The organism is Sporichthyaceae bacterium (assembly GCA_036269075.1).
In the GTDB taxonomy this organism is placed as follows: domain Bacteria; phylum Actinomycetota; class Actinomycetes; order Sporichthyales; family Sporichthyaceae; genus DASQPJ01.
The window spans coordinates 27,810-49,704 of the sequence record DATASX010000018.1; the positions used below are offsets into that span (position 1 = coordinate 27,810).

Here is a 21,895-nt window from a genome sequence, read left to right on the forward strand (position 1 = left end):
GAGGAACGAGCGAGGAACACAAACGAGCGTGGGCACAGTGACTCTCCGTCATTTCCGGCGTGACGACGACCTCACGCCGGCCGAGCAGCTCGAGGTGCTGGACCTCGCCGACCGGATGAAGGCCGACCGGTTCGGCTTCCGACCGCTGGAAGGTCCGCGCACGGTAGCGGTGCTGTTCGACAAGCACTCCACCCGGACCAGGGTGTCGTTCAGCGTCGGCGTCGCCGAACTCGGCGGCTACCCGCTGGTGATCGAGGCCGCCGGTTCACAGCTGGGCCGGGGCGAGCCGATCGAGGACACCGCCCGGGTGCTCGACCGGCAGTGCGCCGCGATTGTCTGGCGCACGTTCGGTCAGGACCGCATCGATGCCATGGCCGCGATCAGTCGCGTCCCGGTGGTCAACGCGCTGTCCGACGAGTTCCATCCGTGCCAGGTGCTCGCCGACCTGCAGACGATCCGGGAGCGTTTCGGCCGCCTGGCCGGGGTCACGCTGACCTACCTGGGCGACGGGGCCAACAACATGGCCCACTCCTACCTGGTCGGTGGGGCCACCGCGGGCCTGCACGTGCGGATCGGCTGCCCACCGAACTTCCGCCCGGACCCGGCGGTGGTGGCCCGAGCCGGCGAGATTGCCACGACCACGGGCGGTTCGGTGCATGTGACGAACAGTCAGAAGGAGGCCTGCACCGGCGCGCAGGTGCTGGCCACCGACACGTGGATCTCGATGGGCATGGAGGCTTCCGGACGCGAGACGGTCTTCGCGCCCTACGTCCTCGACGACGTCGCGCTGGCGTTGGCCGACCCGGACGCGATCGTGCTGCACTGCCTGCCGGCCTACCGCGGCAAGGAGATCAGCGCCGCCGTCCTCGACGGCCCGGCCTCGGCCGTCTGGGACGAGGCGGAGAACCGACTGCACGCCCAGAAGGCCTTGCTGGCCTGGCTGATCGAGCGGTCCACGTCATGACCATGCCCGCGACCAAGGCCGCGCGTCACCGGCGGATCGTGGAACTGCTCTCGCGGACCCGCGTGCATTCACAGACCGAACTTGCGGGGCTGCTGGGCAGCGACGGCCTGACGGTCACTCAGGCAACTCTCTCGCGCGACCTCGACGAGCTCGGCGCGGTCCGCATCCGTGCCTCCGACGGCGCCCTGGTCTACGCGGTCCCGGCCGAGGGCGGCGACCGCAGTCCCAAGGTTGCTGCCGAACCGGCCGTCACCGCTGCCAGATTGGCCCGGATCACCGCCGAGTTGTTGGTCAGCGCCGAGGCGTCGGCCAATCTCGTCGTGCTCCGCACTCCGCCGGGCGCCGCTCAGTTCTACGCCTCCGCCGTCGACTCCGCCCAGGTGCCCCAGTTGCTCGGCACGATCGCCGGCGACGACACGGTCCTGCTGATCACGCGCGAACCGGCCGGCGGGGCTGCCTGCGCCCGTTACTTCCTCTCTCTCGCGCAACGCCAACCGCAGTACGAAGAAGGAGCACAACCGTGACCGAACGCGTCGTCCTCGCCTACTCCGGCGGCCTGGACACTTCCGTGTGCATCGGGTGGATCGCCGCCCAGACCGGTGCCGAGATCATCGCGGTCGCCGCCGACGTCGGCCAGGGCGGCGAGGACATGAACGTCATCCGGCAGCGCGCTCTGGATTGCGGCGCCGTCGAGTCGATCGTCCTGGACCTCAAGGACGAGTTCGCCGAGGAGTTCTGCCTGCCTGCGCTGCGGGCCAACGCGCTCTACATGCAGCGCTACCCGCTGGTCTCGGCGCTGTCGCGCCCGATCATCGTCAAGCATCTGGTCACGGCCGCTCGGCAGCACGGCGCCGGCATGGTCGGTCACGGCTGCACCGGCAAGGGCAACGACCAGGTCCGTTTCGAGGTCGGCATCGGCGCGCTGGCGCCGGACATCAAGGTGCTGGCCCCGGTCCGCGACTCGGGCATGACTCGCGACAAGGCGATCGCGTTCGCCGAGGAGCGCAACCTGCCGATCGATGTCAACAAGAAGTCGCCGTACTCGATCGACCAGAACGTCTGGGGTCGCGCGGTCGAGACCGGCTTCCTCGAGGACGTGTGGAACGCGCCGATCGAGGACATCTACTCCTACACCCAGGACCCGGCCACCCCGCGGGACGCCGACGAGGTCCTGCTCACCTTCGACTCCGGCCGACCGGTCGCCATCGACGGCCGTCAGGTCACCATGCTCGAGGCCATCGTCGAGATGAACAAGCGCGCCGGCGGGCAGGGAATCGGTCGCCTCGACATGGTCGAGGACCGGCTGGTCGGCATCAAGAGCCGCGAAGTCTACGAGGCCCCCGGCGCAATCGCGCTGATCACCGCCAAGCAGGAGTTGGAGAACCTCACCGTCGAGCGTGAGCTGGCCCGGTACAAGCGCGGCGTCGAGCAGCGCTGGGCCGAGTTGGTCTACGACGGCCTGTGGTTCTCCCCGCTGCGCAACGCGTTGGAGGCCTTCCTGATCGAGGCCAACGAGCCGGTGTCCGGCGAGATCCGGATGTCCCTCCACGCCGGCCGTGCGGTGCCGACCGGCCGTCGTTCGGCCGGGTCGTTGTACGACTACAACCTGGCCACCTACGACGCCGAGGACACTTACGACCAATCGCTGGCCAAGGGCTTCATCGAGATCTTCGGCATGTCCAGCCGCATCGCCGCCGGGCGCGATCGCCGCGTGCAGGGACAGTGACGGCCAGTCACCATCGTCTGCCGTCGTCGACCTTTATCCATGCCTGTCGGCGGTTATTTCCGCCGACATGCGGTGACAACAGTCGACGACTGCAAAATCGGATGTCACTCGGAGTGAGCGTTGAACGAGAGCACGCAGGGGCTGCGGTTGTGGGGCGGCCGGTTCAACTCCGGGCCGGCCGACTCGCTGGCCGCGCTGTCCGTGTCGGTGCACTTCGACTGGCGCCTGGCCCCGTACGACATCGCGGGTTCCCAGGCGCACGCGCGGGTGCTGCACCGGGCCGGGCTGTTAGGTGACGACGAGCTCGCCGGGATGCTGCGCGGGCTGGACAAGTTGGCGCAGGACGTGGCCTCCGGCGCCTTCACCCCGACCGTCGCCGACGAGGACGTGCACACCGCGCTGGAGCGGGGTTTGATCGAGCGGGTCGGGACCGAGCTCGGTGGCCGGCTGCGCGCCGGTCGGTCGCGCAACGACCAGGTGGCGACGCTGTTCCGCATGTACCTGCGCGACGCGGCCCGCCGGGTCGCCGGGCTGCTGGTGGACCTGCAGGAGGCGTTGGTCGAGCAGGCCAAGGCGCACCGCGGCGTGGCCATGCCCGGTCGGACGCACCTGCAGCACGCCCAGCCCGTGCTGCTCGGGCATCACCTGCTGGCCCACGTGCACGCGTTGTCGCGCGACGTCGGACGGATGCGCGACTGGGATGCCCGGGCGGCGATCTCGCCCTACGGGTCCGGAGCGTTGGCCGGGTCCTCGCTGGGTCTGGACCCGGAGCAGGTCGCCGCCGAACTTGGATTCGTCGGCTCTGTCGCGAACTCCATCGACGGCACCGCGGCCCGCGATTTCGCGGCCGAGGCGGCGTTCGTGTTCGCGATGATCGCGGTGGACCTCTCGCGGATCGCCGAGGAGGTGATCCTGTGGGCCACGAAGGAGTTCTCGTTCGTCACCCTCGACGACGCCTACTCGACCGGTTCCTCGATCATGCCGCAGAAGAAGAATCCGGACGTCGCGGAACTGGCGCGCGGCAAGGCGGGGCGGTTGATCGGCAACCTGACTGGACTGTTGGCCACGTTGAAGGGCCTGCCGTTGGCCTACAACCGGGATCTGCAGGAGGACAAGGAACCGGTGTTCGACTCGGTCGACACACTCGAGGTGCTCCTGCCCGCCTTCACCGGGATGATGGCGACCCTGCATTTCCATACCGATCGACTGGAATCGCTGGCCCCGGCGGGGTTCTCACTCGCCACGGACGTTGCCGAGTGGCTCGTGCGGAACGGGGTGCCGTTCCGGGTGGCGCACGAGGTCGCCGGGGAGTGCGTGCGCCGGTGCGAGCAACTCGGCGTGGAACTTGCCGACCTGTCCGACGCCGACTTCGCCGCGATCTCCCCGACGTTGAGTCCCGCGGTGCGCGAGGTGCTCACCGTGGCCGGTTCGATCGCCTCGCGGTCGTCCCGCGGCGGCACCGCCCAGAGCCAGGTCGAGGCCCAGATCACCGAACTGGACGCGGAATTGAAGCACCAGCGGACCTGGGCAGCTACCCGGCTGCGGGGCTAGCCTGCGGCGAGATCGCGGCGCCGGCTCGACCCGGAACTGACGTCTCGTCAGCCCGCCTGCCCCGAGAGACAGGACCGCCGATGGAAGCCGACCGCGCCCCGGCCCTGGACTTCGACGAGAACACCGCTCGTCGGCTGGAGGCCATCTACGACACCGCCGACGTGCTGCGCCGCCGCACGCTGGTGGGGGAGGCGCTGTCCGCGAAACCGGGCGAGCGGGTGCTGGACGTCGGTTGTGGTCCGGGGTTCTACCTGGCCGAACTGCGTGAGCAGGTCGGCCCCGACGGCTGGGTCGACGGGGTCGACGCCAGCCGGCCGATGCTGGCGCTGGCGGCACGGCGTAACGCCGAGTGGCCCAACGTCGGGTTTCACGTCGGTGCGGCCGAGGCGTTGCCGGTGGACTCCGCCGCCTACGACGGCCTGATCTGCGTGCAGGTCCTGGAGTACGTCCAGGACGTTCCGGGTGCGCTGGCCGAGATGCACCGCGTGCTGCGGCCCGGCGGCCGCCTGGTGATCTGGGACGTCGACTGGGCCACCGTGTCCTGGCACTCCGCCGACCCGGGTCGATGCACCCGGGTACTGCGGGCCTGGGACGAGCACCTGGTCCACCCGTCGCTGCCACGCATCCTCGGTGCGTGCCTGGGCACCGCAGGCTTCGTCGACGTCGCCGTGACCGGCCATCCGTTCATGGCGCGTCGGCTGGACCGCGACCACTACGCCGGCGCGCTGCTGCCGTTGATCGAGTCGTTCGTGGCCGACCGCGCCGGCGTCAGCGCGGCGGAGGCCCAGGAGTGGGCCGTCGAGCAGCGGGAACTCGACGGCCGCGGCGAGTTCTTCTTCGCCTGTCTGCAGTTCTGCGTACAGGCGAGGAAGCCCGGGCCCTCCTGAGAACTAGGCCTTCCCTTGGGCGTGGCCGAAGAAGTGCATGAGCCAACTGACTGCGTGAACCACGCCGGTGATCGCCGGTGAAGTGAGAATCCCGAGCAAGGACATCTGCTACCCCCTGAGAATCAGTTATTGCATTCAGTAACTCGGGTTCCGTAGATGAGCAGTAGTCGCAGTTGTCACCGATGTTGCGCAACAAATCCGGACCGGGGCTGATTTGCTGGCCTCGTGCAGGTGTTGCCCCGGGGGTTCTTCGACAGGCCCGTCCTCGAGATCGCCGCGGACCTGCTCGGGGTTGTGGTCGAGCACGGGCCGGTGCGGGTGCGACTGACTGAGGTCGAGGCCTACGACGGCCCGAACGACCCGGCATCGCACGCCTTCCGCGGACGCACCGGTCGAAACTGCGTCATGTTCGAGGGCCCGGGCCTGCTCTACGTGTATTTCACCTACGGCATGCATTGGTGCGCCAACTTGGTCTGCGGGCCGCCCGGCGTGCCGGCCGCTGTGCTGCTGCGGGCCGGTGAGGTCGTGGCCGGCCGGGAGCACGCGCGAGAGCGGCGGCCCGGGGTCGCCGATGTCGGGCTGGCCCGCGGCCCGGCCAACCTGGTGCGCTCCCTCGGCCTCGGTCGCGCGGACAACGGGCGCGACGTCTGCACCGACCCGACGCTGCGGGCCCTCGCCGGGGATCGGGTCGACCCGACCCGGCTGCGCACGGGCCCCCGGGTGGGGATTCGCGCAGCCGCGGACCGGCCGTGGCGGTTCTGGGTGGCCGACGACCCGACGGTCAGCGCCTACCGGCCCGCGGTGGCCCGGGTACGCCGGACGGTCTGAGCGGTCGGGCCGGCGTGGGAGAATCCGCGCCGGAACGTCCCCACGCGAACGGAAAGAGGACAGCGGTGTCCGGCATCCTCGACGAGCTCGCCTGGCGCGACCTCGTCGCACAGACCACCGACCCGGACGCGCTGGCCGCGTCGCTGGCCGCCGGCCCGGTCACGCTCTACTGCGGCTTCGACCCGACGGCGCCGAGCCTGCACGTCGGCCACCTCGTGCAGGTGCTGACCTTGGCGCGATTCCAGCAGGCCGGGCACCGGGTGATCGCGCTGGTCGGCGGGGCCACCGGGCTGATCGGCGACCCGAAGGAGACCGCCGAGCGGAACCTCAACACCAAGGACATCGTCGCGGACTGGGTCGGCAAGATCCGCGCGCAGATCGAGCCGTTCCTCGACCTGTCCGGCGACAACGCGGCGACCCTCGTCAACAACCTCGACTGGACCGCACCGCTGTCGACCGTCGACTTCCTGCGGGACATCGGCAAGCACTTCCCGGTCAACCGGATGCTCGCCCGGGACGCCGTCTCCAAACGGCTGGGCTCGGATGTGGGCATCTCCTACACCGAGTTCAGCTATGTGCTGCTGCAGTCGCTGGACTACCTGGAGCTGTACCGGCGCCACGGCTGCTCGCTGCAGATCGGCGGCTCGGACCAGTGGGGCAACATCACCGCCGGCGTCGAGTTGATCCGCCGGGTGGACGCCGGGCGGGCGCACGCGCTGACGACCAACCTGCTGACCAAGGCCGACGGGGCGAAGTTCGGGAAGACCGAATCCGGGACGGTGTGGTTGGACGGGCAGCTGACCTCGCCCTACGCGTTCTTCCAGTTCTGGTTGAACGTCGACGACCGCGACGTGATCGGCTACTGCAAGTCGCTGACGTTCCTGACGCGGGATCAGATCGACGAGCTGACCAAGGCGACCGCCGATCGGCCGGCCGCTCGGGAGGCCCAGCGCACGCTGGCCCGCGAGCTGACCGGCTTGGTGCACGGCACCGAGGCCGCCGCAGCGGTCGAGGCCGCCGGTGCGGCGCTGTTCGGCCGCGGCGAGCTGAGTGAGCTGGACGCCGCCACCACGGCCGCGGCCTTCGCCGAACTGCCGGGGACGACAGTGCGTGGTGCGCTGCCGACGGTGGTCGAGCTGCTGGTGGCCGCCGGGTTGGAGAAGAGCGGCAACAGCGCGCGCCGGACGATCGGCGAGGGCGGCGCCTACGTGAACAACGTCAAGGTCACCGACGAGGCCGCGGTGCCGGGTGCCGGTGACCTGCTGCACGGCCGGTGGCTGCTGCTGCGCCGGGGCAAGCGCAGCCTGGCCGCCGTGCGGGTCGAGGCCGGGTAGCCGCGCGGCACGAGTTCTCCTTCGCTCGCGCGGCGGGATTCGTCGCAGCCGGCAGGTAGCGTGGGCCGCGTCGGCGTACGAGGGGAGCAGGCCATGCAGGACGGCACCGGCGGTCCGGTCGCGGCGGCGGCGCCACGCGAGCTGCCGTACACCGGCGATCTGCAGGTCGAGGAGGTCCTGGCGCGGCTCGGGAAGCTGTCCGGTGCCGAGGTGGCCGAGCAGCTGCCGGTCTACGAGGCCGTCCAGCGAGGGCTGCACGACTGCCTGTCCGACGTCGGCCCCGGCCGTGCGGACTGATCCGTCTTGGCCGGTCGTCGGGTTCGGTTGGACGCGGAGCTGGTGCGCCGCGGCCTGGCGCGGTCGCGGGAGCACGCGGCCGAACTGGTCGCGAGCGGCCGGGTCAACGTGTCCGGAGGCGCGGCGACCAAATCGGCCACCCAGGTCTCGCCGGCCGACCCGATCGTGCTCGAGTCCGCCGAGTCCGACCCGGGGTACGCCTCGCGCGGAGCCTGGAAGCTGGCCGGTGCCCTCGATGATTTCGACGCCCGTCCCGGCGGCGGGCCCGTGGTGGCCGGCCGGCGCTGCCTCGACGCGGGTGCCTCCACCGGTGGGTTCACCGACGTCCTGCTGCGGCGCGGGGCGGCATCGGTGGTCGCCGTCGACGTCGGCTACGGCCAACTGGTTTGGCGGCTGCAGACCGACGAGCGGGTGGAGATCCGCGACCGGACCAACGTGCGGGATCTGACGCCGGATCAGATCGGCGCGCCGCCCGGCCTGGTCGTGGCCGACCTGTCGTTCATCTCGCTGCGGCTGGTGCTGCCCGCGCTGCTGCGGTGCGCCGCGCCGGAGGCCGATCTGGTGCTGATGGTCAAGCCGCAGTTCGAGGTCGGTCGGGAGCGGCTCGGGTCCGGCGGTGTGGTCCGCGACCCGGACCTGCGGGCCGACGCCGTGCGGTGCGTGGCTGATTCGGCGGTCGAACTCGGCCTCGGGGTGCGCGGGGTCGCGGCCAGCCCACTGCCCGGGCCGAGCGGCAACGTCGAGTATTTCCTGTGGTTCGACCGCACCGCGGCGGTGCTCGAGCCGGGCGAGTTGGCGGCCGCCGTGGCGGCCGGGCCGCAATGAGCCGGGGCGTAGGCAGGGACCGGCGTGGCGGGCGGCGACGGGGGAAGGGGGTCGGGCGGTGATTGACCAACGAGAGGTGCTGCTGGTCGCGCACGCCTGGCGGCCCGCGGCGGTCGAGGCGGCGCGGGCCGTGGCCCAGCGACTGCTGGAGGCCGGGCTGGGCGTGCGCGCGCCCAAGACCGAGGCCGAGACGATCGGCCTGGCCGACGTCACCGCGGTGCCCGCCGAACCAGCCTCGGCCGAGGGTTGCGAGTTGGCCGTCGTGCTCGGCGGGGACGGCACGTTGCTGCGCGCCGCGGAGATGACCCGTGCGGCCGGCGTGCCGTTGCTCGGGGTCAACCTCGGCCACGTCGGGTTCCTGGCCGACGTCGAGGCCGACGAACTCGCCGAGGTGGCCTCGCGGGTCGTCGATCGCGAGTGGTTCGTCGAGGAACGCATGACCGTCGACGTGGTCGCCCGGTGCGGGTCCGAGGAGATCGCGGCGACCTGGGCGTTGAACGAGGCGTCGGTCGAGAAGGCCTCCCGCGACCGGATGCTCGAAGTGATCATCGAGATCGACGGGCGGCCGTTGTCGCGGCTCGGGTGCGACGGCGTGATCTGCGCGACCCCGACCGGGTCGACGGCCTACGCGATGTCGGCCGGCGGCCCGATCGTCTGGCCGGAGGTCGAGGCGATGCTGATGATCCCGGTCGCCGCTCATGCTCTGTTCGCGCGGCCGCTGGTCGTGTCACCGGCCTCGACACTCGCGGTGGAGGTCATCTCCGACACCCCGCACGGTGTGCTGTGGGTCGACGGGCGCCGCACCTGGAGCCTGCCCGCCGGTGCCCGGGTGGAGGTCTGCCGAGGGACGATGCCGGTGCGCCTGGCGCGCCTGCACGAGTCGCCGTTCACCGATCGGCTGGTGCGCAAGTTCCAGTTGCCGGTCCGGGGATGGCGCGGCGCGATCTTCGGCTCGGAGGACTGAGTTGTTCGAGGAGATCACGATCCGGGGCCTGGGGGTCATCGAGGCGGCGAGCCTCGAACTCGGCCCGGGACTGACGGTGCTGACCGGGGAGACCGGCGCCGGCAAGACCATGGTGATGACCGGCCTGAGCCTGTTGCTCGGCGGCCGGGCCGATGCCGCACTGGTCCGTACCGGTGCCCGGCTGGAGGTCGAGGGCCGGGTCCGGGTCGCCGGCAGCGGTCCGCTGGTCGACCGGGTGGTCGAGGCCGGTGGGGAACTCGACGACGGGGCGCTGATCCTGGCCCGGACCGTCACCGCCGAGGGCCGGTCGCGGGCCCACGTCGGCGGCCGTGCGGTCCCGGTCGGGATGCTGGCCGAACTCGGCGAGCAGTTGGTCGCCGTCCACGGACAGCACGACCAGCAGCACCTGCGCAGCCCGGCGCTGCAGCGGGAACTGCTCGACAGCTACGGTGCCGCCGAGGTCGCCGGTCCGTCGGCGGATTACCGGCGGACCCATCGGGAGCTGATGGACGTCCGCGGGCGGCTCGCCGACCTGCTCGGTGCGGTCCGGGAGCGCGCCCGGGAGGCCGACGCGCTGCGCCTGGGCCTCGACGAGGTGGCCGCGCTCGACCCGCAGCCCGGTGAGGACACCGAGTTGACCGCCGAGATCAGCCGGCTCGACCACGCCGACGCGCTGCGGATCGCCGCGGTCACCGCCCATGAGGCGCTCGGCGGTGAACCGGATTCCGGCGCGGACGCCACGACCCTGGTCTCGGCGGCCCGCCGGGCGGTGGAGCCGATGGCCGCCCACGACCCGCGGTTGGCCGAGCTGTCCACGCGGGTCAGCGAGATCTCGTACCTGCTGGCCGACGTCACCGCCGACCTGGCCTCCTACTCGGCCGGCATCGAGGTCGACCCGGCACGCCTGGCCGCGGCGAACGAACGGCGGGCCGGCCTGGCCCGGCTGATGCGCAAGTACGGCGACACGATCGACGACGTGCTGGCGTGGGCCAAGGACGCGGCGCAACGGCTGGCCGAGCTGGACTCCGACGCCGACACGACCGGCGCACTGCGGCACCGCGAGGCCGAACTGCGGAGCACGCTGGCCGGCCATGCCAGGGAGCTTTCGGCGGCGCGGGTCGCCGCCGCGGGGCGCCTCGCGGACGCGATCGGCGCCGAACTCGCCGGGCTGGCGATGGGCGCCGCCGAGCTGACCGTGTCGGTCACCCAGACACCGGCCCGCGAGGGCGACGCAGCCGCCGGGCTCGAGGTCGGCGGTCGGGCCGTCGCGTTCGGGCGCGACGGCGTCGACGAGGTCGAGTTCCTGCTGGCCGCGCACCCGGACGCCCCGCCGCGGCCGATCCAGCGGGCCGCCTCCGGAGGCGAGCTGTCCCGGATCATGCTCGCGGTGCAGGTCGCGCTCGCCGGCGCCGACCCGGTCGCCACGTTCGTGTTCGACGAGGTCGACTCCGGCGTCGGCGGCAAGGCCGCGGTCGAGGTCGGCCGCCGGTTGGCCCGGCTCGGCGAGGTCGCGCAGGTCGTCGTGGTGACCCACCTGCCGCAGGTGGCGGCATTCGCCGACACGCACCTGCTCGTCTCCCGGGCCGCCGGCTCCGGCACCCGCACCGAGGTCGGCCGTCTGGACGGCGCGGACCGGGTCCGCGAACTGGCCCGGATGCTGGCCGGCCAGACCGACTCGGCCAGCGCGCAGGCGCACGCGGAGGAGTTGCTCGCCGCGGCGCGCCGTCCGGTCGCCGCCGCCAAGCCGAAGAAGTCTCGCTCCCGGAAGTGACCCAGGGCCCGACCTGGCCTATCCCTCTGCCGCGCTTGTCAGGTGAAGTCGCGGGTCCGCGGGGCCGTGCGAGGATGCCCGGCGTGAGGTTGTCCCGGGGTGAGCGTGCCAGAGCCGCCGAACCGGGGATGACCGCCGCCGTCCGGATCGACCGGCATACCAAGTACCTCACCAAGCGCCTGCGCCCCGGCGAGATCGCGATCATCGACCACGTCGACCTCGACCGGGTCAGCGCCGAGGCCCTCGTCGCCTGCCGGGCCGGGGCCGTGGTCAACATCGCGCCGAGCATCAGCGGCCGGTATCCCAACCTCGGTCCGGCGATCCTGCTGGAGGCGGGCATCCCGCTGGTCGACGAGGCCGGCGGCGACCTGTTCGACTGCGTCGTCGAGGGCGAGGTGCTGCGACTGCACGAGGGCACCCTCTACCGGGCCGACGCCGCCGTGGCCGCCGGTCAGATCGCCAACCCGGCCTCCGTCGAGGCCGCGATGGCCGCGGCTCGGGCCGGGCTGTCCGACGAGCTCAAGGCATTCGTCACCAACACCATGGAGCACCTCGAGCGCGAGCACACCGTGCTGCTCGATCCACTCGCCGCCCCGACGTTGCGTACCCGCCTCGACGGTCGGCACGTGCTGATCGTCGTCCGCGGCCCGCACTACCGCGAGGACCTGGCCGCGCTGCGCCCATACCTGCGCGAGTACCGGCCGGTGCTGATCGGCGTCGACGGCGGTGCCGACGCATTGCTCGAGGCTGGGTTCACCCCGGACCTGATCGTCGGCGACATGGACTCGGTGTCGGACAAGGCGTTGTCGTGCGGTGCCGAACTCGTGGTCCACGCCTACGCCGACGGGGAGGCGCCCGGCCTGGCCCGGCTGGAGCGACTGGGCCGCGACGCGGTGACGCTGCCGGCGATCGGCACCAGCGAGGACGTCGCGATGCTGCTGGCCGACGACGCCGGCGCCGACCTGATCGTCGCGGTCGGTACCCACGCGAACCTCGAGGAGTTCCTCGACAAGGGCCGCGACGGGATGGCCAGCACGTTCCTCACCCGACTGCGGGTCGGCAGCAAGCTCATCGATGCCAAAGGCGTGTCCCGGCTCTACCGCAGCCGCATCAGCAACTCCCAACTGCTCCTGCTCCTGCTGGCCGCTCTGGTCACGATGGCCGTCGCGGTGACCGCCTCCCCGTCCGGCCGTGCCATCATGACGACCCTGGGCGCCCGCTGGGACGACATCGACTACTGGTTGCACGGCCTGTTCTGACCGTTGCGGCGACGGAGCTTGCGCTGATCGACTTCCGCTATCACCTGGTCTCGCTGGTGGCCGTGTTCATGGCGCTGGCGACCGGGATCCTCGTCGGCACCTCGCTGCTGAACCAGTCGTTGATCGACTCTCAGCGCTCGACGATCGCCGGCCTAGCCGATGAGAAGGACGCCCTGCGCCACGACCTGGCCACCGCGCAGAACCAGGTCGGCTACCGCGACGAGTACCTGGCATCCCTGCACGACACGTTGCTGGCCGGACGCCTCGTCGGGCACCACGTCGTCCTGGTGGCGCTGCCGGGCACGGCCCGCAAGGACGTCGACGGCCTGACCAAGACCCTGCAGGACGCCGGCGCGCAGATCGCCGGGCGCATCGACGTCAACGCCGACTTCTTCGACACCACAAGCCAGTCCGACAGCGTCGGTAAGGCGATCCTGCGCGACCAGACGATCCGCAGCTACGCGCTTTCCGACGTCAAGGGCAGCGGCGCCGAGGCCCAACTGGCCGGGGCGTTGGTCTCCCGGACGCCGAAGGGTCTGGAGCCCGCGGCCGCTGAACTGGTCAACCAGCTCGACCGCGCCGGGCTGATCAGTCGCGAGCAGCTGACCGACCGCGGCGACCTGGCGGTGCTGCTGACCGGCAACCCGGCCGGCAAGTCGGGCCCCGCCGACGAACGGATCACCACCGGCAGTGTCCGACTGGCGGCCGCGTTGGAGACGGCAGGCGAGGGCACGGTCCTGGCCGGACCGGCCACTGCCGCCCTGGCCGGTCCGGTGGTCGCCGTTCGCCGGGACGGGACAGTGTCGGCGGCCGTGTCCACCGTCGACGGCATCGACAGCCCGTTCGGCCAGGTCGCCGTCGCGTATGCGTTGGTCGAGCAGATCGCGGGCAGCTCCGGTCAGTACGGCGGCGCCGACTCCGGGGACGCGCCGTTGCCGCAGTTCCGGGTGCCCCCGGCAAAGAAGTGACGCTACGTCACATGTCTTACGTCTCAACCACCGCTGGAACAACCGCTGCCGGAATGCGGCGCGTCAACCACGCCGGCGCCGAGGTCAGTCTGCTCGGCGGGCCGGCACTGGTTGCGCTCGCGGGCGCGGGAACTCTGCTTGCGCCCGGCCTGTCGCGGCGCGCCCGGGCGGCATCGATCGTCGCGCTGCTCGGGGGCGGGGCGGCCGGACTGTACGACGACGTGCGCGAGCACCGGCATGCGCCGGGCAAGGGTCTGCGCGGCCACCTGGACGCGTTGGTCTCGGGCAACGTGACCAGTGGCGCGGTGAAGGCGGTCGGCTTGGCCGCCACGGGGGTCGGCGTTGCGCGCGTGTTGTTCCGCGCTCCGGTCGATGTGTTCCTCGGCGCCGCGATCGTGGCCGGTGAAGCGCACCTGGCCAACTTGTTCGACCTGCGCCCGGGGCGGTGCTTGAAGTTCGCGCTCCTGCGGGCCGCGTTACCGCCGGGGCCGGGGAGTACGGGGATGTCGGTTGCGGCCGCAACCATGCTTGCCCTGGACCTGCGTGAGCGGACGATGCTCGGAGACTGCGGCGCCAACGCACTGGGTGCCGCATTGGGTGCCGCCGCGCTGGTGCGCCTGCGGAGTCGCGCCGGACGGATCGCCCACCTGGCGACGGTTTTGTCGGTCATCGCGGCCGGCGAAGGGCGCAGCTTCAGCGACATCATCGCGGCCGACCCCGTGCTCTCCTGGCTCGACGCGTTCGGGAGACCTGCGCGATGACCGAGTCCGTCACCGGCGTACCGGATAGAACTGACGCATCGTCAGCTCTGGGTCCGGGTATGGGCCGAGCCGGGCTGGCCGGGGCAGCATTGGCGGTCGGGGCGCTCACGATCCTGGCCCGCGTGGTCGGCTTCGGGCGTTGGGTGGTGTTCGCCCGCACCGTGCACGGCGGCTGCCTGGCCGACGTCTACAACACCGCGAACCTGCTGCCCAACGTGCTTTTCGAGGTAGCTGCCGGTGGGGCGTTGGCCGGTGCGATCGTCCCGGTGCTGGCGCCGGCGATCGCCCGCGGCGACCGGGCGGCTGTCCACCGCACGGTCTCGGCGTTGCTGACGTGGTCGCTGGTCCTGCTGCTGCCGCTCGGCCTGGCCGGTGCATTGCTGGCGCGGCCGGTCATGCGCGCGTTCCTGGGCGACGGGCGGTGCCCGGCCGCGGCGGTCGACGTCGGCACTCGCATGCTCCTGATCTTCCTGCCGCAGTTGTTCTGCTACGCGGTAGCGGTGGTGCTGGCCGGGGTGTTGCAGGCCCACCGCCGCTTCCTCGCCGCGGCGCTCGCCCCGCTGGCCTCCAGCGTCGTGGTCATCGGTTCGTACCTGCTGTTCGCCCACCTGGCCCACGGCGACACCGCCGTCGACTCGGTGCCGGGCTCGGCCCGCACGGCACTCGCGCTCGGCACCACCCTCGGCGTCGCGGCGTTGGCCCTGACGGTTCTGGTTCCGATGGCGGCCGTGGGCTGGCGACCGCGACCGGTCTTGACGTTTCCGGCCGGTGCGGCGCGGCAGGCCCGCGCACTGGCCGGGGCAGGCGTCGCCGCCCTGGTCGCGCAGCAGGGCACCCTGCTGCTCGTCACCTGGCTGGCCGATCGCCATGGCACGCCCGGATCGGTCACCGCCTACACCTGGGCCGGGGCGGTTTTCCTCGTGCCGTACGCGGTTCTGGCGGTCCCGTTGGCCACGAGCGCCTTCCCGCGGATCGCCGCCGCGACAGCGGCCGGCGACGATCGAGCAGCGGCCCGGCTCACCGCGGCGACCGCCCGGGGGGTGCTGGCCGCAAGTTGCCTGGGCGCGGCGGTCCTGGTCGCCGTCGCCGGGCCCGTGTCCCGAGTGTTCGCGGCCGGTGGGGTGGCCGACGCCGGCCAGGTCGCCGCCGGGATCACTGCGCTCGCGCCAGGGCTGATCGGCTACGGACTGGCGGCGCACCTGTCCCGCGTGCTCTACGCGGCCCACGCCGGACGTCGCGCGGCCATGGCGATCGTGATCGGCTGGGCCGTGGCGGCGGGGTTCGACGTTGCGGTGGTGCCGGCGCTGTCGGCCCGGCACGCGGTGGCGGCGCTGTGCGCCGGAGCGGGTGTCGGGATGAGTCTGTCCGGGGTGCTGCTGCTGATCGCCGTGCGCCGGGTCAACGACGCCGGCGGTCTGGCCGCGCTCGGGCGCACCGGTCCGGTGACCCTCGCCGCCGCGGCGCTGACGGCCGGCGGCGGTCGATGGCTCGCCGAGCGCCTCGGCGCCACCGACACCGTCGGTGCCTGTCTGGCCTCGGTGGCCGTGGGCGCGGCAGTCACCCTCGCGTACGTCGTGGCGGTGGCGTCCGCGGATCGCTCCTGCCTGTCCGGTCTCGACCTGCCCCGCCTCGTGCGGCCGAGCGGGCCGCGGACATGACCGTTCGGCCGCTGTTGGTCCTGGCCGCCAGCGAGGGCGGCGTCGGCCGGTACGTCACCGGACTGGCGAGTGGGTTCAGCGCCGCCGGCCTCGCGGTGCACGTGGCCGGACCGGCCGCGACCGGCAGCCGGTTCCGGATGGCCGAGTTCGCGCCGTACCACCCGGTCGAGATCGCCGACCGGCCCCGGCCGGCGCACGATCTGCGCGCAGTGACCGACCTGGCCGAGGTGATCCGGCGGGTCCGGCCCGACGTGATCCACGCGCACGGTCTGCGGGCCGGCGTGGTAGCCGTGCTGGCCGGTCGCCGGCCCGGCCGCCGTCCGCCGCTGGTCGTCTCGTGGCACAACGCGCTGCTCGGTTCCGGCCCGCGCCGCACGGCGCTCACCGGCCTGGAACTGCTCGTCGCCCGGGGTGCCGACGTCACCCTGGGGGCCTCCAGCGACCTGGTCGGGCGCGCCGGGGCCCTCGGTGCCCGCGACGCCCGCCTCGGTCCGGTCGCCGCGCCGGTCCGGCCGGCGGCGCAGGTCGACCGGGACACCGTCCGGGACAAGCTCGGGCTGGGCCCGGGCCCGGTACTGCTCACGGTCGGGCGGTTGGCCCCGCAGAAGGACTACCCGAGCTTGCTCGACGCGGTCGGCGGCTGGGCCGACCTGCGTCCGCAACCGCTGCTCGTCGTCGTCGGGGTGGGACCGCTGGCCGACCGGATCCGGAGCCGGATCGACGCGGCGGGCTTGCCGGTCCGACTGCTCGGCGCCCGGGACGACGTCGCCGAACTGCTGGTCGCCGCCGACGTCGCGGTGATCTCCAGTCGCTGGGAGGCGAGGTCCCTGTTCGCCCAGGAAGTCCTGGCGGCGGGCGTCCCACTGGTGGCCACCCGGGTGGGCGGAATCCCGGAGTTGGTCGCCGACGCCGCGTTGCTGGTCCCACCGGAGGATCCGGCTGCGCTCGGCGCCGCCCTCCGGCGGGTCCTGACCGACGCGGACCTGCGGGCCGGACTGGCCGCGGCGGGCCCCGCGCAGGCCGCCGCCTGGCCGACCGAGGAGGACGGCCGGCAACAACTGATCGAGCTCTACCGGGAAATCACCGCACGCCGGTGAGCGGGACCGCCCGGTAACTACTAGTCTGGAATCCCGTGGACCACCCGGCGGTTTCCTGCCGGCCCGATCGCCCACGGAGCGCCCCTTGGTCACGCCGCACATCACCAAGCACGTGTTCGTCACCGGCGGCGTCGCGTCGTCGTTGGGCAAGGGTCTGACCGCCTCGAGCCTGGGCAATCTGCTGACCGCCCGCGGCCTGCGCGTGACCATGCAGAAGCTGGACCCGTACCTCAACGTCGACCCCGGGACGATGAACCCGTTCCAGCACGGCGAGGTCTTCGTGACCGACGACGGCGCCGAGACCGACCTCGACGTCGGACACTACGAGCGCTTCCTGGACGTCGCGCTGCACGGCTCGGCCAACGTCACGACCGGCCAGGTGTACTCCGCGGTCATCGCCAAGGAGCGGCGCGGGGAGTACCTCGGCGACACCGTCCAGGTGATCCCGCACATCACCAACGAGATCAAGGCCCGGATCCGGAAGATGGCCGTCCCGGGCCCCGGTGGCGACCCGATCGACGTGGTGATCACCGAGATCGGCGGCACGGTCGGCGACATCGAGTCGCTGCCGTTCCTCGAGGCCGCCCGGCAGGTCCGCCATGAGGTCGGCCGCGACAACGTCTTCTTCCTGCACGTCTCGCTGGTCCCGTACATCGGGCCATCCGGGGAGATGAAGACCAAGCCCACGCAGCACTCGGTGGCCGCGCTGCGTTCGATCGGTATCCAGCCCGACGCGATCGTCTGTCGCGCGGACCGCCCGATCCCGGCCGGGGTCAAGCGCAAGATCTCGCTGATGTGCGACGTCGACACGGAAGCCGTGGCCGCGGCGGTGGATGCACCGTCGATCTACGACATCCCGAAGGTGTTGCACGGCGAGGGTCTCGACGCCTACATGGTGCGCCGACTCGGCCTGCCCTTCCGCGACGTCGACTGGGCTGCCTGGGACGAGTTGCTGCGCCGGGTGCACGCCCCGGCCCGGGAGCTGACCGTCGGTCTGGTCGGCAAGTACGTCGACCTGCCCGACGCCTACCTGTCGGTGACCGAGGCCCTGCGGCACGGCGGCTTCGCCAACGATGCCCGGGTCATCATCAAGTGGGTCACCTCCGACGACTGCTCGACCTACGAGGGCGCCTCGACGACGCTGTGCGACGTGGACGCGATCTGCGTCCCCGGCGGGTTCGGGGTCCGCGGGATCGAGGGCAAGCTCGGCGCCGTCCGCTACGCGCGTGAGCAGCGCATCCCGCTGCTCGGCCTGTGTCTGGGCCTGCAGTGCGTGGTGATCGAGTTCGCCCGCAACGTGGCCGGCCTGGAGGGCGCCAACTCCGCGGAGTTCGACGCCGCCGCCGCACACCCGGTGATCTCGACGATGGCCGACCAGCGCGACGTCGTCTCCGGCGAGCGCGACCTCGGCGGCACGATGCGGCTCGGGCTGTACCCGGCCAAGTTGGCCGAGGGTTCGCTCGTCCGCGAGCTGTACGGCGAGCCCTACGTCTCCGAACGCCACCGGCACCGCTACGAGGTCAACAACGACTACCGCGCCGAGCTGGAGCGGGCCGGCATCGACTTCTCCGGGACCTCGCCGGACGGTCGGCTGGTGGAGTACGTGGAGCTGCCGCGCGAGCAGCATCCGTTCTTCGTGGCCACCCAGGCGCACCCGGAGTTCCGGTCGCGCCCGACCCGGGCGCACCCGCTGTTCGCGGGCCTGGTGCGCGCCGGTCTGACGCGGCGTCAGCAGAACTCCGCAGGCGCCGCGGATCCCTCCGGCGAGACCGCGCGGTTGGCCGGGATCGGCTCGTGACGGCCGAGCTTGCCGACCGCCTGGCCGATTCGGACGAGTCCTGGCCGGTCCGGCGTTCGGTGACGGCGTTTCAGGGCGGTGTGGTCCGGATGCGCGTGGACCACGTCGAGATGCCCGACGGGGATCTCGCGGTCCGCGACGTGCTCGTGCATCCCGGCTCGGTCGGCGTGATGGTCCTCGACGAGGACAACCGCGTGCTGCTGCTGCGCCAGTACCGGCACCCGGTGGGGCTACGGATGTGGGAGTTGCCCGCCGGTCTGCTGGACAAGCCCGGTGAGCCGCTGGTCGAGGCGGCCCAGCGGGAGCTGGCCGAGGAGGCCCACCTGACCGCGTCGGACTGGCGGGTGCTGGTCGACGCCTACACGTCCCCGGGCATCAGCGACGAGGCCGTGCGGATTTTCGTCGCCCGCGGCCACGCGCCCGCGCCGGGGGAGCGGACGCCCGGCAAGCATGAGGAGTTCGACATCGAACTGCGCTGGGTTCCGCTCGACGAGATAGTCCGCGGTGTGCTGCGCGGAGAGCTGCATAACCCGCTCTTGGTGATGGGCGCGCCGGCCCTGGCCGCCGTTGTCGCAGGTCCCGGGGTTGAATCGCTGCATGACGGTGGTCGCAGCGGGTAGCAAACAGCCATTGATTGTTGTAATTGGCGCGCACCGGTAACGAATACGTCAAGTTGTCCCGGTCGGACGCTGCACGGTCTTGGCGACACAGCGTCAGCGCCGCGCCGATCTCTCCGGGCCGCGAGCCCGGTTTTCGAAAGGGCAGGCAATGAGATTCGCATTCCGTCACCACTGGTACCGCAACTACTACGACGGCGGCTACGGCGGCTACTACAGCCCGTGGAACGACTACCAGAGCCGCGCCTGGGCGTCGAACAGCTACTACGGCGGCGACTTCGGCGACTGTGACGACTGGTACTGATCAGTCCTCGTGAGTTACATCTAGCAACATGCGTTTCGTGCCCTCGACTGTACCTGGTCGGGGGCACGGCGCTCTTCCCAGTCGTCCGTCGCGCGCCTGCAGGCGACTGCGGCGGGCAACCGAAGAAGTGGATCTTTAGTCAACGGCAGTAACGATCTTCTCAAATTGTCTCTGCGGCACCTTCGATCCCTCCAGTGCACAGGGCTATCGTCCGAAGCGCCCAATTCGGACATTTCGTCCGTCACGAGGGAAAGGGTAGGCACCACAATGCGCTTCTTTCATCATTTGCACCGCTGGCACGGCTGGCGGGGCGGCTGGGATTCCTGGGACGATTACGACTACTGCAGCTGGCGTTGGCGGGACTGTGACGACGAGTGGGATGACGACTGTGACGACTGGTGTGACTGAGCTTGCCGCTCACTAGCAATGTGGCGCGCCCCGGCCGGTCCCCCCGGCCGGGGCGCTCCCGCGCCTCGGGGAGCCTGCGCCGATTCATGCGGGGGGCCGCGCCGCGGGCACAAGGACCGGGTCTGGTCGAGGCGACCCCGGACGTGCCGCTGCGCAGACTGATCCGGCGATTCTGGCCGGATGTCCGTCCGTACCGGTTCGGCATCCTGCTGCTGCTGGTTCTGGCGGTGGCCGTTCCGGGTATCGAGGCTGTCGAGATCTGGATCTTCCAGCGGGTCATCGACCAGGTCCTCGTGCCGATGAACCTCAACAACATCAAGCACATCGCGCTGCTGTACGTGACGCTGACGATCTGGGGCGGCCTGCTCGGGTGGGTCAGTTCGTACCTGTCGACGTGGATCGGCGAGCACCTGCAACTGCGGGTGCGGGCCAAGATGCTGCACCGCCTGCAGCGGACCTCGACGACCGTGCTGGACAAGCTCCGATCCGGCGACATGCTCACCCGGTTGAACTCCGACGTGAACAGCGTCGAGACGTTGATGATCGGCATCGTCGTCACCGCCGTGGGCGCCATTGCCCGGATCGTCTTCTTCGGCGGTGCCCTGGTCCGGCTGGACTGGCGGCTGGCCCTCATTTCCGCCGCGGTGATCCCGATCTTCTGGTTCGTCGCCGCACGCTTCGCCCGTCGGCTGAAGAAGGTCTCCCGGGAGAAGCGCCGCCGCTACGGCTCGCTGACGGCCGTCGCGGAGGAGAGCATCTCCGCGATGGCGTTGGTCCAGGTCCACGGTCGCGAGGCGGAGGAGGCCGCGCGGTTCGACCGCGAGGCCCGCGCCGCGCTGGCTGCCGAACTCGACGCCGCCCGACTGCGGGCGACGTACCCGATGGTCGTCAACCTGCTCGAACTGCTCGGCATGCTCACCGTAATGGGTGCCGGGGCCTGGGCGCTGAAGCACCACCAGATGACCCTCGGTGGGCTGATGACGTTCCTCACTTACCTGTCGCAGATGTACACCCCGGTCCGTTCCTTGGGCGATCTCGGCAACACGATCGTCTCCTCGACGGCCGGTGTGCAGCGCGTCGCGGAACTGATGGACGTGCCCGAAGGGGTCACCGAGCGCAAGGACGCGATCGGGCTCGACCCGGCGCAGGTCCGCGGCGAGGTCGAACTGCGCGACGTCACGTTCACCTACCCGGGCGCCAAGCACCCGGTGCTCGGGTCGGCCAGCGCCCGGTTCTTCCCGGGCCGGCTGACTGCGATCGCCGGGCCGAGCGGCTCGGGCAAGTCGACGATGATCCGGTTGCTCGCCCGGCTCGACGACCCGGCCTCCGGGCAGGTCCGGCTGGACGGCATGGACGTGCGCGACCTCAAGCTGCGCACGGTGCGTGACAGCGTCACCGTGCTGCTGCAGGAGGCACCGGTCCTGGACGCCACGGTCCGGGAGAACATCACGTTCGGCAAGCCGGACGCCAGCGACGACGAGGTCTGGGAGGCGTTGCGCCTGGCCGGGATCGACGACGAGGTGAAGGTGCTGCAGGGCGGGCTCGACGCCCGGCTGCGGCAGCGCGGCCGCTTGCTCTCCGGCGGGCAGCGGCAACGCATCGCGTTGGCGCGGGCCCTGGTCGGGGGCGCCCGGGTGCTGATCCTCGACGAACCGACCACCGGGCTGGACGCCGTGGCAGCCGAGCGCTTCCTGGCGACGCTGCGGAAGCTCAGCACCGACCGGACGGTGATCGTCGCGACCCACGACATGACCACGTTGACCAAGGCTGACGTGATCGTGCGACTGGAGCCGACCCCCCGGACGAACGGCTCGGGAAAAGCTCCGAATAACGGCACGCACGTGGCGTTGTCCGAGGCACTCGAGGTGAAGACCTAGA

20 protein-coding genes are annotated in these 21,895 nt (G+C 71.5%); all 20 read left to right on the top strand.

Annotated features, from left to right (window positions below; genetic code table 11):
- Positions 1-37: 37 nt before the first annotated feature.
- The 20 genes from argF to VHU88_03540 all read left to right on the top strand — a co-directional run bounded on the left by argF (position 38) and on the right by VHU88_03540 (position 21,894).
- Positions 38-964, top strand: a complete 927-nt coding sequence (gene argF / locus VHU88_03445; GenBank protein ID HEX3610719.1) for an ornithine carbamoyltransferase — start codon at positions 38-40, stop codon at positions 962-964.
- A 2-nt stretch (positions 965-966) separates the two neighbouring features.
- A complete protein-coding gene (locus tag VHU88_03450; protein HEX3610720.1) occupies positions 967-1,488 on the top strand; it encodes an arginine repressor in 522 nt (173 codons plus the stop codon).
- A complete protein-coding gene (locus VHU88_03455; GenBank protein ID HEX3610721.1) occupies positions 1,485-2,690 on the top strand; it encodes an argininosuccinate synthase in 1,206 nt (401 codons plus the stop codon). Before VHU88_03450 ends, VHU88_03455 begins: the two co-directional genes overlap by 4 nt.
- Positions 2,691-2,810: 120 nt before the next feature.
- Positions 2,811-4,241, top strand: a complete 1,431-nt coding sequence (gene argH / locus VHU88_03460; protein HEX3610722.1) for an argininosuccinate lyase — start codon at positions 2,811-2,813, stop codon at positions 4,239-4,241.
- Positions 4,242-4,321: 80 nt separating this feature from the next.
- Positions 4,322-5,128 carry a methyltransferase domain-containing protein gene (locus VHU88_03465; protein ID HEX3610723.1) on the top strand — a complete coding sequence of 269 codons (807 nt, stop codon included), beginning with the start codon at positions 4,322-4,324 and terminating at the stop codon, positions 5,126-5,128.
- A 231-nt stretch (positions 5,129-5,359) separates the two neighbouring features.
- Positions 5,360-5,956 carry a DNA-3-methyladenine glycosylase gene (locus tag VHU88_03470; protein HEX3610724.1) on the top strand — a complete coding sequence of 199 codons (597 nt, stop codon included), beginning with the start codon at positions 5,360-5,362 and terminating at the stop codon, positions 5,954-5,956.
- A 65-nt stretch (positions 5,957-6,021) separates the two neighbouring features.
- A complete protein-coding gene (gene tyrS, locus VHU88_03475; protein ID HEX3610725.1) occupies positions 6,022-7,290 on the top strand; it encodes a tyrosine--tRNA ligase in 1,269 nt (422 codons plus the stop codon).
- A 93-nt stretch (positions 7,291-7,383) separates the two neighbouring features.
- The gene (locus VHU88_03480; protein HEX3610726.1) at positions 7,384-7,587 is read left to right on the top strand and encodes a hypothetical protein; all 204 of its coding nucleotides are present in this window, start codon (positions 7,384-7,386) and stop codon (positions 7,585-7,587) included.
- A 6-nt stretch (positions 7,588-7,593) separates the two neighbouring features.
- Positions 7,594-8,412, top strand: coding sequence for a TlyA family RNA methyltransferase (locus VHU88_03485; GenBank protein ID HEX3610727.1), 819 nt, complete (start codon positions 7,594-7,596; stop codon positions 8,410-8,412).
- A gap of 58 nt (positions 8,413-8,470) precedes the next feature.
- Positions 8,471-9,376, top strand: coding sequence for an NAD kinase (locus tag VHU88_03490; protein HEX3610728.1), 906 nt, complete (start codon positions 8,471-8,473; stop codon positions 9,374-9,376).
- A 1-nt stretch (position 9,377) separates the two neighbouring features.
- On the top strand, positions 9,378-11,147 hold the full coding sequence (recN, locus tag VHU88_03495; GenBank protein HEX3610729.1) for a DNA repair protein RecN: 1,770 nt from the start codon (positions 9,378-9,380) through the stop codon (positions 11,145-11,147).
- 83 nt (positions 11,148-11,230) lie between these two features.
- Positions 11,231-12,406, top strand: coding sequence for a putative cytokinetic ring protein SteA (gene steA, locus VHU88_03500; protein ID HEX3610730.1), 1,176 nt, complete (start codon positions 11,231-11,233; stop codon positions 12,404-12,406).
- A 26-nt stretch (positions 12,407-12,432) separates the two neighbouring features.
- A complete protein-coding gene (locus VHU88_03505; protein HEX3610731.1) occupies positions 12,433-13,374 on the top strand; it encodes a copper transporter in 942 nt (313 codons plus the stop codon).
- Positions 13,375-13,427: 53 nt separating this feature from the next.
- A complete protein-coding gene (locus VHU88_03510) occupies positions 13,428-14,135 on the top strand; it encodes a hypothetical protein (GenBank protein HEX3610732.1) in 708 nt (235 codons plus the stop codon).
- Entirely contained in the window at positions 14,132-15,793 is a 1,662-nt protein-coding gene (locus tag VHU88_03515; protein HEX3610733.1) for a lipid II flippase MurJ, read from the top strand. The genes VHU88_03510 and VHU88_03515 overlap by 4 nt, the downstream gene beginning before the upstream one ends.
- Positions 15,790-16,890 (top strand): glycosyltransferase, encoded by a 1,101-nt coding sequence (locus VHU88_03520; GenBank protein ID HEX3610734.1) that lies wholly within the window; start codon positions 15,790-15,792, stop codon positions 16,888-16,890. The genes VHU88_03515 and VHU88_03520 overlap by 4 nt, the downstream gene beginning before the upstream one ends.
- Positions 16,891-16,975: 85 nt before the next feature.
- Positions 16,976-18,688 carry a CTP synthase gene (locus tag VHU88_03525; GenBank protein HEX3610735.1) on the top strand — a complete coding sequence of 571 codons (1,713 nt, stop codon included), beginning with the start codon at positions 16,976-16,978 and terminating at the stop codon, positions 18,686-18,688.
- Positions 18,685-19,308, top strand: coding sequence for an NUDIX hydrolase (locus VHU88_03530; GenBank protein ID HEX3610736.1), 624 nt, complete (start codon positions 18,685-18,687; stop codon positions 19,306-19,308). The genes VHU88_03525 and VHU88_03530 overlap by 4 nt, the downstream gene beginning before the upstream one ends.
- Before the next feature lie 148 nt (positions 19,309-19,456).
- Positions 19,457-19,609 (top strand): hypothetical protein, encoded by a 153-nt coding sequence (locus VHU88_03535; protein HEX3610737.1) that lies wholly within the window; start codon positions 19,457-19,459, stop codon positions 19,607-19,609.
- A 494-nt stretch (positions 19,610-20,103) separates the two neighbouring features.
- Complete coding sequence (locus VHU88_03540) at positions 20,104-21,894, top strand: ABC transporter ATP-binding protein (GenBank protein HEX3610738.1); 1,791 nt, start codon at positions 20,104-20,106, stop codon at positions 21,892-21,894.
- Position 21,895: the final 1 nt, after the last annotated feature.